Annotated in this window: 10 protein-coding genes; 5 read left to right on the top strand and 5 right to left on the bottom strand. The window is 65.0% G+C overall.

Annotated features, from left to right (window positions below; translation table 11 throughout):
* Positions 1–6 precede the first annotated feature (6 nt).
* From ACQR1H_RS27695 to ACQR1H_RS27680, 4 genes are all read left to right on the top strand, one after another.
* Positions 7–1095 (top strand): GSCFA domain-containing protein, encoded by a 1089-nt coding sequence (locus tag ACQR1H_RS27695; protein WP_315805292.1) that lies wholly within the window; start codon positions 7–9, stop codon positions 1093–1095.
* 44 nt (positions 1096–1139) lie between these two features.
* Positions 1140–2033, top strand: a complete 894-nt coding sequence (locus ACQR1H_RS27690; protein WP_315805291.1) for a hypothetical protein — start codon at positions 1140–1142, stop codon at positions 2031–2033.
* Positions 2034–2040: 7 nt separating this feature from the next.
* Complete coding sequence (locus tag ACQR1H_RS27685) at positions 2041–3015, top strand: hypothetical protein (RefSeq protein ID WP_315805290.1); 975 nt, start codon at positions 2041–2043, stop codon at positions 3013–3015.
* Positions 3016–3342: 327 nt separating this feature from the next.
* Positions 3343–4323 carry a TylF/MycF/NovP-related O-methyltransferase gene (locus ACQR1H_RS27680; protein WP_434908485.1) on the top strand — a complete coding sequence of 327 codons (981 nt, stop codon included), beginning with the start codon at positions 3343–3345 and terminating at the stop codon, positions 4321–4323.
* Positions 4324–4329: 6 nt separating this feature from the next.
* Here ACQR1H_RS27680 and ACQR1H_RS27675 read toward each other — a convergent pair whose 3' ends face one another.
* Genes ACQR1H_RS27675 through ACQR1H_RS27660 form a run of 4 tightly spaced genes read right to left on the bottom strand, consistent with a single transcriptional unit; the run spans position 4330 to position 11565 of the window.
* On the bottom strand, positions 4330–6309 hold the full coding sequence (locus tag ACQR1H_RS27675; protein WP_434899556.1) for an acyltransferase family protein: 1980 nt from the start codon (positions 6307–6309) through the stop codon (positions 4330–4332).
* Positions 6287–7369: a hypothetical protein gene (locus ACQR1H_RS27670; protein ID WP_434908484.1), complete on the bottom strand. Its 1083-nt coding sequence runs from the start codon at positions 7367–7369 to the stop codon at positions 6287–6289. Before ACQR1H_RS27670 ends, ACQR1H_RS27675 begins: the two co-directional genes overlap by 23 nt.
* 24 nt (positions 7370–7393) lie before the next feature.
* Positions 7394–9358 carry an acyltransferase family protein gene (locus tag ACQR1H_RS27665; RefSeq protein WP_434908483.1) on the bottom strand — a complete coding sequence of 655 codons (1965 nt, stop codon included), beginning with the start codon at positions 9356–9358 and terminating at the stop codon, positions 7394–7396.
* A gap of 14 nt (positions 9359–9372) precedes the next feature.
* Positions 9373–11565: a TIGR04372 family glycosyltransferase gene (locus tag ACQR1H_RS27660; RefSeq protein ID WP_434908482.1), complete on the bottom strand. Its 2193-nt coding sequence runs from the start codon at positions 11563–11565 to the stop codon at positions 9373–9375.
* 484 nt (positions 11566–12049) lie between these two features.
* Between ACQR1H_RS27660 and ACQR1H_RS27655 the strand changes: the two genes are divergently transcribed.
* Positions 12050–14038, top strand: a complete 1989-nt coding sequence (locus ACQR1H_RS27655; RefSeq protein ID WP_434908481.1) for a TIGR04372 family glycosyltransferase — start codon at positions 12050–12052, stop codon at positions 14036–14038.
* Between the two features lie 87 nt (positions 14039–14125).
* Here ACQR1H_RS27655 and ACQR1H_RS27650 read toward each other — a convergent pair whose 3' ends face one another.
* Positions 14126–16216, bottom strand: a complete 2091-nt coding sequence (locus tag ACQR1H_RS27650) for a TIGR04372 family glycosyltransferase (protein ID WP_434872558.1) — start codon at positions 16214–16216, stop codon at positions 14126–14128.
* Between the last annotated feature and the right edge of the window lie 41 nt (positions 16217–16257).

Here is a 16257-nt window from a genome sequence, read left to right as displayed (position 1 = left end):
GAGTGCATGAATTGTCCCTACACCACGCTGCCCGCGAGCAGCTTCTGGCGCCAGGCCGTCGCCGAGCGCAGCCCATCCGATCTCGATCCGCATCTGACCGCGCGGCTCCGCTTCGGTCCAGATCAGCGCGTCGCCTCGGCTGGCAGCTGTTTCGCACAGCACATCTCGCGCGCCCTGAAGGAGCGCGGCTACAATTACTACGTCACCGAGCCGGCACCGCCGCATCTGACGCCCGAGCAGGAGGAGCGCTTCGGCTACGGCCTGTTCTCCGCGCGTTACGGCAACGTCTACAGCACCCTGCAACTGCTGCAACTGGTGCAGCGCGCCTTCGGCGCTTTCCGGCCAGCGGATCAGTTCTGGACCGACCGCGACGGCTGGGTGTTCGATCTGCTGCGCCCCCGCATCACGCCGCGCGGCTACGTCTCGATGGTCGAGGCCGAGGCCGATCTGAAGCGGCATTTGCAGGCGGTCCGGAAGCTCATCGAAACCACCGACGTCTTCATCTTCACGCTTGGCCTCACCGAGTGCTGGGTCTCGAAGCTGGACGGCACGGTGTATCCGACCTGTCCGGGCTGCGGCAGCGCCGGCGACTTCGACGACGCCAAATACGCGTTCCACAATCTCTCTGTCATCGAGACCACCGGCTATCTTGCCGAGGCGATCAACCTGATGTCGGCCGCCAATCCGCGCCTGCAGATCATCCTGACGGTTTCGCCGGTCCCGCTCGCGGCCACCATGGAGCCGCGCCACGTGTTGCAGGCCACGACCTATTCCAAGAGCGTGCTGCGCGTCGCCGCGGAGGAGATGGTCCGGCGCTACGACAACGTGCATTACTACGCGTCCTACGAGATCATCACCAATCCGAAGAACGCGGGGAGGTATTTCGCCGACGATGCGCGCTCGGTCACGGCCGACGGCGTCGCGCGCGCGATGAAGCTGTTCTTCGCGCAGTTCACCGCAGAGGACGCCGGCTCAGAGGTGCGATCCGCCGGCGACGGCACAGCGAGGCGGCCGACTGCTCCGGCCGCGGCGCCGCAAATCATCTGCGACGAGGACGAGTTCTACCGCGCACTGGCCGCGCGCCGGAGCAACTGAGGACGAGCGGCAGCCGAGGCTGTGATGTAAGGGGACGTATCAGCGTGGACACCGAACTCGAGACGGTTCTGCCGGTCTATATCGTCGGAGACAGCCATTCGCTGCCGTACCGGAACATGGTGTTCCGGGAACGATGGACCGGCGCCTGGGTGATGGCCCGCACCAAGTACATCCCCGGCGCCACGGCGCGGGAGTTCTACGATCCGGCCACCGGCGAGTTTCATCCCGACTTCATCGCCTTCCTCGAATACGAAGGCCTGGTGCGCAACGGCCGCGCGACGCACCTGTCGATGGACGAGACCGACTTCGCCATTGCCAAGGCGGTCGGCCAGGCCGTGCGGCCGCCGCTGATCATGATCACCGTCGGCGAGATCGACGTTCGCGGTCCGCTCCTGCAACTGCTCAAGGACACCTACGACTTCGTTCCGCCGTTCGCGACGACGTTGCCGCTGCTCGACAAGCCGCTGGTGCCTTGGGATCTCATCGACGAAGCGATCGAGGCGCGGCTCGGACCGTTCGTCGCCGGGCTCGATCAACTGGCCAAGGCCGGCTTCAAGCGCGTCTACGTCCAGAGCGTGGTTCCTCCAACCCGGCAGGAGGCGCGCATCCGCGAGCTGCAGAGCTACGATTGCCCGGTGTCGGTGCGCACCAAGCTGGTCCAGGCGTTCAACTGGAAGCTGGCGCAGAAGGTGCGCTCGGTGAACCTGTTCATGGTCGACCGCTGGTCAGACCTGACGGACGGCGATCTGTTGCGTCCGGAGTTCGATTTCGACGGGGTGCATCTGCCGCCCAAGGGCGCCCGCCTCCTGCTGGAGTCGCTGATCGATCACGCGATCGACAGCCGCGGCCTCGTGGCCAATCATCCGCGTTACGAACTGTATTATCGAATGGCGTGCGGGCTGGATCCGTTCCAGCCCACCAAGCCGAACGCAGCATGAGGACAGCATGGCCTTGGGACCGATGATCAGCACTGCCAAGCAGCGGCTCAAGGGCGGCGTCAACCAGGCGCTCAGCGCTCTCGGCTACCGCCTGGTCCGGGCCGACACGTTCGACCGCCTGAACGGGCATCTCAGTCCTGACGCAGCCCCAGCAGACAAGAACGGCACGGCGCAGCCGCGCCGGCTGACGCTCGTGCCGGCCGCGAACAGCGCTCCACCGCTGTGCACGGCCCATGCGCCGAAGTTCGATCCGCACAAGACGCCGAGCCAGCTCGCCGACAAGATCGTCGCCTTCCAGCAGAACGGCGTCACGGTGATCGGCACGAATCCGGAAAAGGCGGCCATGTTCCGGGAAACCGAGAGCTTCGACCGCGACGTCAGCAATCGCCACTCGGCGTGGGACTGGGCCGGCAACAGTGTCGCTTCCTACACGCAGGATCTGCAGACCGGGATGCCGTCGGCCGCCCTCGTCGACTATCTGCATCAGCTGTTCAGCGGCGGCGATTTCGACTCGTTCTTCCGCGGCGTGCTCGGCTGTCCTGCCAAGGTCGCCAACGTCCGGCTGGTGCGCTCGAAGCCGCATGTGACCGAGGGCGTCGGCCCCCAGGAATGGCACAGCGACCACTGTCCCGCCGGCGTCATTCGCGGCGTGCTCTATCTCTGCGATGTCGACGAGCAGACCGGTCCGTTCCAGTATCGCGACGCCAATTACCGGGAGCACACGGTTCTGGGCAAGACCGGCGATCTGCTGGTGTTCGATGCAACCCGCCTCATGCATCGCGGCAGCCCGCCGTCGCACAAGACGCGCTCCGCGATCGATCTGGTCTTCATGCCGCGCATGCCCGACGAGGAGATGACGATCATGGTCGCCGGCATGAACCACTGGCCGGCGGACCCGTTCTTCGTCAAGCCGCCGAAGGAGCGGCCCGCGGACGTCCACGACGCGCTGGCCGATGGACGCCGCGCTGCCAACCTCTATTGACGCATGGCCGCCCGCTTGCACCAGGGATGGAGGACGGCTAAGCCAGGAGGCAGCAGGTGGGCTTGCGCGCGACGGCGCGCTCACCGCCGATGTCGACCTCTGGATGGCCATGCGCGGGATCGCTCGGAGATTTCGGATGTTCATCCCGTTGCGGCCGGTGCATGCGGAGACGCCGCCGTCACCGAGCGCGCAATCCCGTCCCGGCATGACGCCGCTTGCCTGGCGTTGCCAGGCGAACACCTCTCTTCTCTTCGGCGCAGCGCCATGTCTGCGCCATCCCTCAAGGTCGTTTTGCGGTCATCGAACAGCGCCGCGTTGGAGATTTGAATGCTGCAACCGTTGAAGAATGCGCTCGCCACCTCGCTGCCGCCGGACGTGCTGTACTGGATGCGCTCGGTCAAACGAGCGATCCTGTTCCAGCCGCCGCTGCCCTGGCCCTATGGAAACGGCAGCAGCATCGCCAGCGTGCAGGACAGGCTTCCGGCCGTGGCGATCGCAGCCCCGTCCGTCGACACGGTCGATGACGGACGCATCATCCAGGACATCGCGCTGGAGAAATACAGCGCGCGGCAGCTTCCCTCGCCCGGCGCCTATTACAGCTATGCCGACGTGCTGATCCTGCCGGCACAGGAGATCGCCAAGACGCTCACGCTGTGCGTCCAGTACATCAACAGCGCCCATGTGAACGGCGACATCGCCGAATTCGGCACGATGGGCGGCTTCAGCGCCCGCGCGATCGCCACCTCGATGGTGTTCGACCTGCAGCGCCAGCCGCTCGGCAAGAGCGCGTCCGGGGAAAACCCGTTCCGCATCCTGCGCCTGTTCGACAGCTTCGAGGGCCTTCCCGAGATCACCTCGCCGGTCGACCAGGGCGCGCCGCACGTCATCTCCGGCGCGTGGGCCAAGGGCGGCTGCAAGGTGCTGGCCGCGCCACAGCTGAGCGCGCTGATCGGCAAGATCATTCCGCCGCACCGCTTTCAACTCTACGAAGGCTGGTTCGCCGACACCGTGAAGACGCTGCCGCCCGAGACGCGGTTCGCGATGATCCATTTCGACGGCGACCTCTACCAGTCGACCATGGATGCGCTCGTCCCGCTGTTCGAGCGCGGCATGATCTCGACCGGCGCCGTCATCTGCTTCGACGACTGGAATGCCAATCGCGCCATTCCGACCACGGGCGAACGGCAGGCCTGGAAGGAGCTGGTCGAGATGTTCGCGATCGAGGCGTCCAACGGCGGCGACTATTCGGTCGGCGGCACCCGCTTCATCATCCACGCCTATCGCGGCATCCCGGCCGATCCGGTTTGATCCTGCTTACCGCGGCGGCTGCCGGGCAGGCCCCAGGAGGTCGTCGATGGCGTGGCGCGCCAAGAAGATCGAGGCGGGCACCGTGAGGTGCCCGGGATCGAAAGCCGTCAGTTGCGAGCCGCCGGGGCCGATGCGGCTGAGACAGCCTTCGTCGTTGCAGAACACGTCGCGGACGGAGATGAATTCGATATCGAGCTGACGCGTCAGCTCGCGAAACAGCGCGTCGCGGCCGCGCGTCCATTCGTCATTGGAGCGGAACAGCGTCCGCTCCGGCAACACGGTTCCGGTCTGCCGGTAGTAGTCGAGCACGTTGTGCGACAGGCCGACGCCCTGCCAGCTCGGCGGCGGTCCCATCAGCACGATCTTCGCAATGCCGTTGGCCCTGAGCTGCGCGACCGTGCGCGGCAGATCCTCGCGCAGCACGGCCTCGGCGTGGCCCCAGGTCGCGTCGAGGATGACGACGTCGGGCCGGAGACGGCCGATCCGCAGCACGACGTCGTCGTTGATGCTCTTGCAGAACGGGCGGGCCTCCAAGGTATAGCCGATCAGCGGCGGACAGGCGGAGGCCGTATATTGCGCGACGTCATAGCCGCGCTCTGTCGAGAGATGCAGCAGCCCCGGATACAGCGCCGCGCCGTAGGAATCGCCCCAGATCAGCAGCAGCGGCCGGCGCCCCTGCCCGGCGCAGTCGGCGCCGAACGCGGAGGCCGGCTGCAGTAGCAGCAGGCAGCGGCCACGGCGCCAGTGCGAGGAGGTCTCGGAGCCCGAGAGCATGAAGCCCCTGATCTCCGGCGCGAACCGGACCGGCAGGCCGCGCGTGCTTGTCGCCGCGACACCGATCGGGACCAGGGCTGCCATCGCCGCCAGCAACGGCCCCACCCGCCACGCGACGGGCGCGGCTCCGAACCTGATCGGCAGCTCGATGAAGCGATAGGTGAGGAAGGCCAGCACGGTGCTCAGCCCGAGCACCGCGAGCAGGATCCACGCCGGAACCGCTCCGCCGAACTGCAGCTTGGTGAAGGCGATCAGCGGGAAGTGCCAGAGATAGAGCGGGTAGCTGATCAGGCCGACGAACACCAGCGCGGGCCACGCCAACACCCGCTGAACCGGCGTGTCGCCGGCCGCAATCAGGGCCATGGTCGCCAGGACGGGGATGGTGGCGCGAATGCCGGGCCAGGGCGAGGTGGCGCCGAACGCGAAGAAGGCGACGGCGAGGCCCGCCACGCCGACAGCCGCGAGAATGTTGCTGGTCGCCGCACCGATCGGACGATCGGCCCGCCGGCGCAGCCACACCGCCAGGAGCGAGCCTGCCAGCAGCTCCCAGCCGCGCGTGGTCGGCGAATAGAAGGCCCACGCAGCCTCCCTTGCGGGGGTCGACAGACAGACCGCGAGGGATCCGAGCCCGAGCGCGGCCACGATGGCCGCCTTCTGCGATGGCCATCGGGCAATCAGCACGAACATTGCGGGCCAGACGATGTAGTACTGCTCCTCGATGCCGAGCGACCACAGGTGCAGCAGCGGGAGACGCTCCGCGCCGGGATCGAAATAGCCCACGATCTGCTCGTGCAGCATGAAGTTCTCGATGAAGGCGGCGGCGCCCTTGATGTTGGATCCGAGCGCTTCCATCTCGGCGACCGGGAATATGAACCAGGCGATCGCGAACGTCGCCAGCACGACGGTGATGAGAGCCGGGAAGATCCGGAGGATGCGGCGGGCGTAGAAAGTCGCGAAGCTGAAGCTCTTGTCCGCGCACTGCCGGTCGATGATGCCCGTGATCAGATAGCCCGAGATCACGAAGAACACGTCGACGCCCGCGAAACCGCCGGGCAGCAGCCGCGGGAAGGCGTGAAAGACGAGCACGGCGATGACGGCGACCGCGCGCAGGCCGTCGATGTCGGGACGATAGAGCAGCGCGTGCGCCCGGCTGATCGGCCGCTCGTGGCGATCCGCTGCGGCCGCAGGGTCAAGGCTTTCGATGATCGCCATTCTCACGCATTCCCTGAAACGCTCGCGTCCTTTCCAGAGCGCCAACGAGGTCGCGGGTGAAATCGGCCGCGCCCCTGGCGTCGAGATGACCCCCGCCATCCCAGCTCGAATAGTCGGTCCGCGCCGGCGTCGCCGTCTCGACGCCGATCGCATCCGCAATCTCACGAACCTGGGTCAGGCAGCCGTGAAAATTCGGAACGAAGGTCAGAACCACGGGCGCGCCGAGCGACTGCACGAAGTCACGCGCATTGGCGATCACGTCGGGGGTGGTGTGACAGTCGGGATCGCGCGTCATCTTCACGCCCGGATTGCCGTCGGCGAGAAAGCGCGGAAACGTGCTCATGTCGGCGGCGCCGGTGCGGTCATCGCGGTCGAAGCGCGGCAGCGGTCCGGATCGCGGGCCGGTGATCGCCTGGCGCCATGGCCGGGTCACGTCCTCGAAGCGCCAGCGCAGATTGCGCCGGATGATCTCGTAGGTCGCGCCGTAGCGGCTGAGCTTCGTGCTCGGGATCGGACGGACGTCGGCGCCGAACGCACGAGTCAAATTGCGGTGGAAGAAGTTGCCGCCGCCGCCGCCATCGTCGGCGTTCAAGATCCACAGGCGCGGATGGAGGTGATACTTCAGCGCGATCTGCCGTGCGAACTCGCCGCTGGCAACGCCGACGAACGCCATGTTGTAGAACTTCAGGCCGTAGGGCTGCTCGAGGCGCTCGCGCATGACGGTCTCGTCGAGCGCAAACGACACCAGGGATGAGCCGAGGATGATGACGTCGGCCTGGCGGGCATTGTCGATCGACCGGCCGATGCCATGGTAGAACAGATCCTGGTCCTGGATCTCGGTGACCCTGTCGCCACCGAAATTGCGGTACCATGACCGATCACCCGGCCTGCTGATCGCGCTGAAATGGTCGCCTCCCTGCGCGGCGAGCCAGACGCCGAGGCCACCCAGCATCGCCGCCGTCAGTCCGAGCAGGCAGCCGAGATAGCGGCGTCCTGCCCGGCCGAGGCCGTCCCCGGCCTCATGCCCGGCCCAACCGGTCTGCTCTGTCCGACGATCCATGGCGACCACGGGCGAACGACGCGACTATTTGTCGAAGCCAGGCAACACCTCAAGCGCCTGTTTGGCAATGAAGAGGGAGCCGGGATAGGTCAAATGGCCGCTGTCATACGCGGTCAGGTTCGATCCGTCTGCGCCGATCCGGGCGAGACAGCCGTCATCATTGCACATCATGCGGCGCGCCGAGATGTACTGGATCCCTACGCGCTGCGCCTGCGCCTCAAGGAACTCATCGAGCGCCCGCGTCCAGTTGTCGTTTGAGCGGAATTTGGTGCGCGCCGGCAGCAGCGAATGCGTCCGGAAATAATAATCGAGCACATTCGCCGGCAGGCTTTCGCCAAGCCAGGTCGCCGGCGGCCCGAGCAAGACGATCTTCGGGACGTTGAGCTCCTTCAATGCGGCGACCGTTCTGTCCAGCCCGTTGCGCAGGTCGTCCGGACCATAGCTCCAGGTCGAATAGAGCAGGACCAGATCCGGCTTCAGCTCGGCGACCTTCTGGATGACGAAGTCGTTCGCGCCCTTGCAGAACCGCCGTTCCGGATGGACGAAACCGAGCAGCGGCGGACAGGCCGAGGCGGTGTATTCCGCGACCTCGAATCCCCGCTCGGCACCGAAATGAGCAAGTCCCGGATAGAGCGAGGCCGCATAGGAATCGCCCCAGACCAGGATGAGCGGATGGCGGCCGGTGCCCGCGCAGTCTGGTGAGAATTCGGACGCGCTCTGATCGGGCTTCAGCAGGCATTTGTCGGACCGCCAGAAGCGGGCCGTCTCGCTCCCGTCCAGCATGAAGCCGCGAAGCTCGGCGGGAATGCGCGCCGGCATGCCATTGGTGCGGTCGGCCACCACGCCGACGATGCCGAGCGCGACCATGCCGCCGACGAGTCCGCCGACCTTGAGCGGCACCAGGCGCCGGCCGAAACGGATCGGCCGCTCGATGAAGCGGTAGGTGGCCCAGGCCAGCACCATGCTGGCCACGATGATCGCGAGCATGACCCACACCGGCACCGCATCGATGAACTGGATGCGCGCATAGGCCATCAGCGGGTAGTGCCAGAGATAGAGCGGATAGCTGATCAGGCCGACGAAGACGGCCGGTGTCGACGACAGCACATAACGATGCACCAGCGTGCCGCTGGTCGCGATCAGGGCGGCCGCGCCCAGCACCGGCAGCAACGTGTGAACGCCCGGATGCGGCGTGAGCCGGCCGTAGCGCCAGAAGGCGAACACGATCGCGAGCATCGCGGCCAGCGCGACGAGCTCGCGGACGAGCGGGACATCGATCAGCGGCCGCGGACCGGCCTCCGCGCTGCGCCCATTGACCCAGAGCGCCAGTCCCGAGCCGACCAGCAATTCCCATGCCCGTGTCACCGGCAGATAGAACGCATACTCCGGCGCGCGCGGCTGCACGATGAGGCAGGCAACGAACGACGCCGCCGCCAGCGCGACCGTGATCGCGAGGCTCCTGCGCCGCCATGAGCCGATCAGCATCAGCAGCAGCGGCCAGACGATGTAGTATTGCTCCTCGATCGCCAGCGACCACAGATGCAGCAGCGGCTTCTTGTCGGCGGCGAGGTCGAAGTAGCCGACCTGCCCGAGCAGGACGAAGTTCTGGATGAAGACCGCACCGCCGGCGATGTTGGTGCCGAGCGATTTCAGCTCGCGCGGCGGCAGGAAGAACCAGGCGATCAGGAAGGTGACCAGCACCACCGTGATCAGCGCCGGAAAGATGCGGCGGATCCGGCGGGCGTAGAAATCGGCGATGCTGAACCTGTTCGACAGCATCTGCTTGTGGATGATCCCGGTGATCAGATAACCGGAAATGACGAAGAAGATGTCGACGCCGTAGAAGCCGCCGGGGACGGCCGCGGGAAACGCGTGGTAGAAGAGAACCGGCAGCACGGCGACGGCGCGCAGGCCGTCGATGTCGGCACGGTAGCCGAGCGGCGTGGCGCGGGCTTCTTCCAGGGACATGTTCGGTTGGGCGAAGTTCATCGGACCGTTTCGTTTCAGGAGCGATCGAGCAGAGACGCCGCATATTTGTCCAGGAAATAGCGGGACGGCCGTGAATTGCCGAAGAATCCCTGGATGTTCACACATTTTTCCCAGGCATCGTCGACCGGGGGAATGACGGGCGCCCCGGACGACAGATCCAGCACCTCCCGGGTGGTCTCCAGGATCTCGTCGGCGGAGCTCTCGCCGACCGTGAGGCCGGCGGCCTTGACGGTCTCATAGGTCGGGAACGTCCAGCGCCACGTCTCGGAGGTGACATCGCTCAACGACAGCATGCGCCCCTCGCGCGTATGCACGGGCTTGAGCGAGAAGCGCGTATCCTTCGACCATAACAGGCCGACCGAGCTCAGGGCATTGACCATGGCGGTCGGAATGCCGAAGCTGGTGGCGACATAGGCGAAGCCCGACGTCGTGCCGATGAACATGCGCGCGCGGCGCATCAGGTGGATGTCCATCTCCGCCACCTGATCCTCGCTTCGTGCGTAGTCGATCACGCGCGGCATGTCCGGCAGCGGCGGCGCCTTGCGTCCGCCCATCCGGATCACCCAGCCGCCCTGCTGGGTGACGTAACGAACGGTGTCGAGATAGTTGCCGATCGTGGCACTGCGGATCGACTCGCCCGTGCCGAGAGTCTCGCCGCGCGCCTCGGCGTCGCGCATGTGCAGGCAGACGAACCAATCGCCGGGCGCAAGCCCCCATTTCCGGCGCAGCGACTGGTACAGCAGCTCGGTCCTGTCGTCCGCCTGAATGCGCGCGTCATAGATGTCGCGCAACGGAAAACCCCTGCCGTCGCGCTCCCACTGCTGGAGAGCCATCGCGCCGGCATCGTTCCAATACATCGTCCGGCCGTCCTCGAACTGGAAGGCCTGATGCGAGTCACCGAGGAAAGGCGTCAGGCTGGCAAGCTCGTGCCAGACGCCGGCGCTGACGTTCTCGCCCAGGGTGAGCGTCGGACAGATGTCCGAGAACAGCGACAGGAACGGCTTGTTGGCGATCCGGTCCTTGTAGGCGAGCAGGACCGGCTGTCCCTTCCACCAGCCCATGCTCCGCATCATCAGGTGCACGTTCAGATGCCCATTGTGGCCGATCAGCGCGCTCCAATCGGGTGACAGCAATCTGACATCGCCGAGCTCGATACCGACCCCGTCGAGCACGCGCTTCAGCTCGGCGGACGGCCTCGGAAGCTGACGGCGAAGGCGACGCTGCGTGTCCAGACCGCGGCTGTACACGACAGGGACCTTGTCTCCTTCCCCGTTGTGGTAAGTCCTGAGCAGGAGTTCGCGATAGGCATAGAACAGGTAGATGTCGAGACAGACCGTGCGATCAGGCAGATAGCTTGGAAGGCTTTCCCAGTACTGCCCGGACTCGTCCAGCTTACGAAGGACGCCCGTCGAATCGACGAGACCAAGTTCCTGCATCAGGCGGACGATCACCTCGCGGTCGCGGAAGAAATAAGGAATGAATTGTTCGGCCGAAACGTCCCTCGGCACGTGATCGAACTCGACACGCCCGCGAAAAGCCCGTTCCTCATATTGAAAGTTGCGATGCTCCAACATCATCCGGACGAAGGTCCGCATCGCCTTCGACCCCTCGGCAACATGCTGCCAGTCAAGAAAATGGATCTGCGTCAGCATATCCATCGAGTAGCCGTCACCGACGACGCCCGTTCCTTGCAAGGCGAGCTCGGCGATCGGGCGCTCCCCGTCCCACGTCAACCGGCGAAACAGCGGGAGCGCTTCCTTCCGGTGCCCCGCGAGTAGAAGATAAAATGCAACCTCGCTCGGGTAGCGCTGCCAAACGGAGCTGTTGAAGATCCAGGGCAGGTGCCTGCCCAGGAAGGGACCGCAGAAAAAGACGAAGTGGCGGTCCAGGCCCGGATGCTGGAAGAAATGGCGGAATTGTACCGTCAGCAAAAATCTCGCCCTGAAGGGCAGCACCGTGAATGCCAGATTGCGCAGAAAATGCCGGCCCGGGAGCCGCGCGAGAAGGCGCAACAGAGGATAATATCGGCCGAATTTACGTTCCGCGCGAGTCAGGTCGCGGACCGGAGCGCTGCCGACGGGCCCGCCCTCGGTCGAAATGGTGTCGAGCGGCAAACGGCACCTCCGGCGCAACCTCGGAAACAGCCCGCAACGATTACTGTGAAGGCCCGACCCGATCAACCCGAATCGGGCGGAACAGGCCGGCACGCCTTGGTTCAATCGAGCGAAGCACTGCCGCCGGACTTGCCGACACCCCAGGAGCCCTGCCCCGCTCTCGCGAGCCCAACAGCCGCCTGGACGCCCCGTCCGAGAGCTGCCTGCCATCCCTGAGGGCAGCGGTCCGTTCAAGTCTCCTCCCCCTGACAGGCCGCGAACGCTTGGACTGGCGGCCGACCGACTCGCGCTCTATGCTCCTGCCACGCCTGGGCGCAATCCCTGTCTGGTCTGGAACGCTGGCAGGCCCGGTTCAATGCCGGACAGTCGGGCCGCAGAAGTGCTGCGCCGGTGAAATCTTCGATATCTTTACGGGGCCTTGGAAATGCTCTTCGAGTCCGTCCACTCAAATCCAGCCGGGCATTCCGCGCCACGTCAACGCAGTCTGGTACAATCGTTGAAGTCGAACCTCGCCGGCCGCGCTGCGAGGGCGATCGGCTGGTTTCTGAATGCAGCCGGGCAGGAACGGGCGGAATCGTTGAAAGACCTGATCTTCGCCCTGTTGACCTTCAAACAGGCCTTCATGGTGGCGCTCGTCTTTCACCGCTATGCACATCGGAACGAGTTTGACCGGCAATTTCGCTATTTCTGCGGTCCCGACATCGAAAAGGAGATGCAATGGGTGCTGACCCGCGGCCACTCGGGTCAGTACTGCAACGAGCTGATCCTGTTCCTTCTCATGTGCGAGAAGGAGAAGCGCGTTCTGGAGCTGTTTCCCAAAATCGACTGGGAGCGGGTCGATGACGAGTTCATGGAGGCGCTCGGCAAGCTGACGAAAAAGCTGACGTCCGGCTACTTCATGGAGCTGCTGGCGCAGGCTCACACCATCAATTGGACCGCGCTTCGCCCGCAGGACCTGCGCCGGTTTGCCGAGCTGATCAAGATCATGCTGGAGCACCGGAACTTCCGCTTCGAGCAGACGTCCTTCGAAGGACGGCAATACGATGCGCGCAGGGATGGCGAACCCGAGCTGTTCGAAGCACCGCTCGACCGCTACGTTCCCGACTTCTTCTGCGACAAGGAGCTGATCGAGACCCTCGTCACTCAGCTCGGTCTCCCGCGGCACGACGATATCCTCGTCGCACGCGAGGAGCGCGGCCAATACTGGGAGCGCTTCCCCGCCGACCATCCGCAGCGCAAGGTGCTGTCGGAGATCAACCTGTTCTACGCCTATCGCCACCTCCTGCTGACGACATATCACAGCGGCGAGGGCTTCCATGTCCCGCAGGTCTACACCAAGCTGACGGAGACACAGAAGCGGTTGCGCCGTCATCTTCCCGCGCCCAGCGCCGAGCTCAAGGCCCTTCTCAAGAAGCTCGACACGGATCTGTCGGACGTCAGGCTGCTTTCTCCGGACTGGAGCGCGTTGATCGGCCATAACGGCCATCTCAACGTTCATCTGATGATGCGCGAAATGGGGTGGTGGCAGGGCCAGCCGGTGCTCCTGGCCTACAAGGACCGGATCGCCAACAAGCCGTTCCTGTCGCTGTTCTCCGAGATCTGTCCGACGCTCACCCTGGGCGAGAACGTCACCGCCGGAGTCTGGCACGAACTCGCCAGCCTCACCCCGTTCATTGGCGACTCCCACCAGGCCTTCCGCTTCGAGGACGGACGTGCGGTGTACTGGAACGATGCGGGCTCACTCGCGCTCAAGCAGTGGGAAAGCCGGCAGCGAAGCTTTCCGCTGCGCGACATCTACGACCGCCGCCTGCTTGCCGACAACCGCGTCGAGCAGACGCACCAGGACTACCGGCGCAGGTGGGGGATGGCGGACGGCGACTGGTTCGTCTGCCTGCACGTGCGGGATGCCCAGACCCGGAATGATACCGAAGGCGTCGGCGAATCCATCCGCAACGCGTCGCTCGCGAGCTATCTCGATGCGGTCCGCCACATCACCGAATGCGGCGGATGGGTTGTCCGGATGGGCGGTCGCAAAGTGCCGCCGTTCCCGCAAATGGAACGCGTGGTGGACTACGCCCGCAGCGACGATGCGTTTCCGGAGATGGACATTCACTTGATGCGCCGTGCCCGCATGTTCATCGGCACGACCTCCGGCTTCGCCTATGTGGCAAGCAGCTTCGGCATCCCGACTGCGATGGTAAATGCATTGAGTTCGATCGGCCTGCTGTGGTCGACGGACACCCGCTTTGCGCTCAAGCCGGTGCACAGGGCGGACGGCCAGATGCTTTCGCTGAGCGAATGGACCTCGGAGGAGTATCGCTGGGCTTACCCGACCCATGAATCCATGGCGCGTGCCAAACTCGTCGTGAGCGAGAGCAGCTCGGACGAAATCCTGGAAACCGTGCGCGAGGTGCTCGAAATCTCCGATCCCCGGCGGAAAGGCCCCGCCCCCGGCGTGGACGGCAAATGGGAGCGTCACGTCCAGGTGCCGGGCTTCTTCGGCAGTTCGCGGCCGAGCAAATATTTCCTCGAGAAATACGCTCAAGACCTGCTGAGAGAACCGTGAGGACAGCGCGATGCATCAAGCGATGCCGCCCGGACCAGGCGCGCGCCTGACGACGCAGGCCGCGAACAGTTTGGCCGCGCTGCCAGACTAACGTTGTCGCGCCACAGCGACCTCGGGAAGGCTCCTCGCCGCCGGGGCCGCTCCAGGCACCAGGAATGCGCTTTCGTACTTCGCGAGATAGTGGGCACTGATCGTGCCGCCGCCGTAATAGTGAGGCAGCACAAGCTGCTCCCTCCAGAGCGACAGGAGTTGCTGCGAGGCGGTGTTGGCCGCACGTCCGCAAGCGAGATCGACGACCTCTTCGACGACCGCGAGAATTTCGTCTGACGTGTTGTTCGACGGCTGCGCTCCGTTGCGGCTGAGAACGCAGGCGTCGAACAGGCGCCAGCGCCAGGGGGACGAGGTGAGCTGCGTCTGGGTCAGCATCCTGCCGTCGGCGAGACGCACCGGCTTCAGCGCAAACCGGACAGCGCTGTTCCACAATTGCGGATCCGTGGTGATGCAGTTCACGAGAGCGCACGGAATGCCGAAGCTGATCGCGACATTCGTCAACCCTGACGTCGTGCCGATGAAGGCTCTGGCATTCCGGATGAGGCAGATATCCATCAGTTCGGATCTGAACTTGCTCTGCGCATAATCGATTGCACGGTCGAGCGGTGGAAGTCCGGGTGAATTCGGGCCACCGAGCTTGATCACCCAGCCTCCCCTGCGGGTGATCGCGTGGATGGCATCGAGGTAGGTCTCGATCGGCGCATTGCGATGGGTCTGGCCGGTCCCGTCGACCTCGGAATAGTGAGAACCGTCGCGGGTGTGCAGGCACACGTACCAGTCGTCCGGCTTCATGCCCCAGGATTCGCGCATCCGCCGATAGTCGTCCTGCACCTTCGGCGCCGCCTCGTAGATCCGGTCATACTGGTCGCGCAAGGGATGCCCGCGGCCATCCCGCTCCCACTGCAGCATGGCAAGCGCCCCGGCTTCCTGCCACGGCACGACGTCACCGTTCGGCAGCCGAAACACATTGAAGTTCATGCCGTACCAGCGCTGCAGCGACAGCAGCTCTTCGCCGAGCGCGTGAGAGACGGTCTCGCCGATCACGACGATATCGGCGAACCTTTCGAACAGCCGAAGAAACGCCTTGTTGGCCACGCAATTCGGTCGGACGACGATCAGCGGTCTTCCCGACCACCACCCCAGGTCGCGCATTCGGAACAGGATGTCCAGCATGCCGAGGTGACCAATCTGGGTCGTCCATTCCTCGGGAAGGACCCGCAATTGCTCCAGGGGAATTCCCAACCTGCGCAACAGGTGGCTGGCCTCCGCCGATATGGCCGGCGCCGCCCTGCCGAGCAGCTCCGACTGCGCCGCGAGCGCTCTCGTGAACAGACCGATGCCGATGTCGCCAGAGCCGACATGAGTCACGCGCTGGCCGGTGAAGTTGCAGAGATCGAACAGCCTGCCCGCGGCGCCGCAGGCGAAATCAAGAGGGTTGGGATGATAGTTCCGCGCCGGCCGCGACGCCATGTTCTGGTGAGGACGCATGTAGTCGGGAATACCACGGCATGCCTCCGACATGCATTCGACCGCGCGGGCCTCGTTGTCGACCATGATCTCGAGCATGCTCTTGAGAAAGGTGAGATGTATCTCCGATTCCGACCTTGCCCTCAGATCCAGCTGCGAGGCCAGCCGATAGGCCTTGTCGAACTCCCCGAGCTCGAAGAGCGCGCGAACCATCATGTGTGCCAGTTCCGGCGAGCGGGCTGCGAGCTGATGCTGGAGGACCAGATCATAGGCTTCCCAATCGGCCCCGATCCGAAGCAGCAGTTCCGCTGACAGCATCGGAAAGCTTCGTCTGAGCAATCCCGAAAACCGCAGGTCAGGGTCCTTCGCCAGCAGAGACGCGCAGTGGGCCTGATAGGCCCTTTGCAGCAGGCGGCGGTCGCGAAGTTCTCCGATCTCGAAGAAGGCGAGGATCAGGAACGCCAGCCGCGGCGGCAGCAGGCTCAGCAGCCTGGCAGTGCCGACAATCAGGATGCGCGCCCATCGCTGCGGCGCCAGCAGAGACCGCTCTCTCCAACGCGCCGTTTCGGCCGGCAGAGTCTCCAGTGCGTCGAACAGCTCAAGGAGTCCGCGTCTGCGCACAGGGCTCTGCAGAACTAGCGGCTCCTTGAAGCGCTGCATCGGCTACCCCAACTCCATCTCCGGCTCACGGCCAGCCCCCG

It is taken from the genome of Bradyrhizobium sp. HKCCYLRH2015 (assembly GCF_051168215.1).
GTDB lineage: Bacteria > Pseudomonadota > Alphaproteobacteria > Rhizobiales > Xanthobacteraceae > Bradyrhizobium.
Note: the sequence above shows the minus strand (reverse complement) of the source record. Positions and strands in the feature narration are given on the sequence as shown.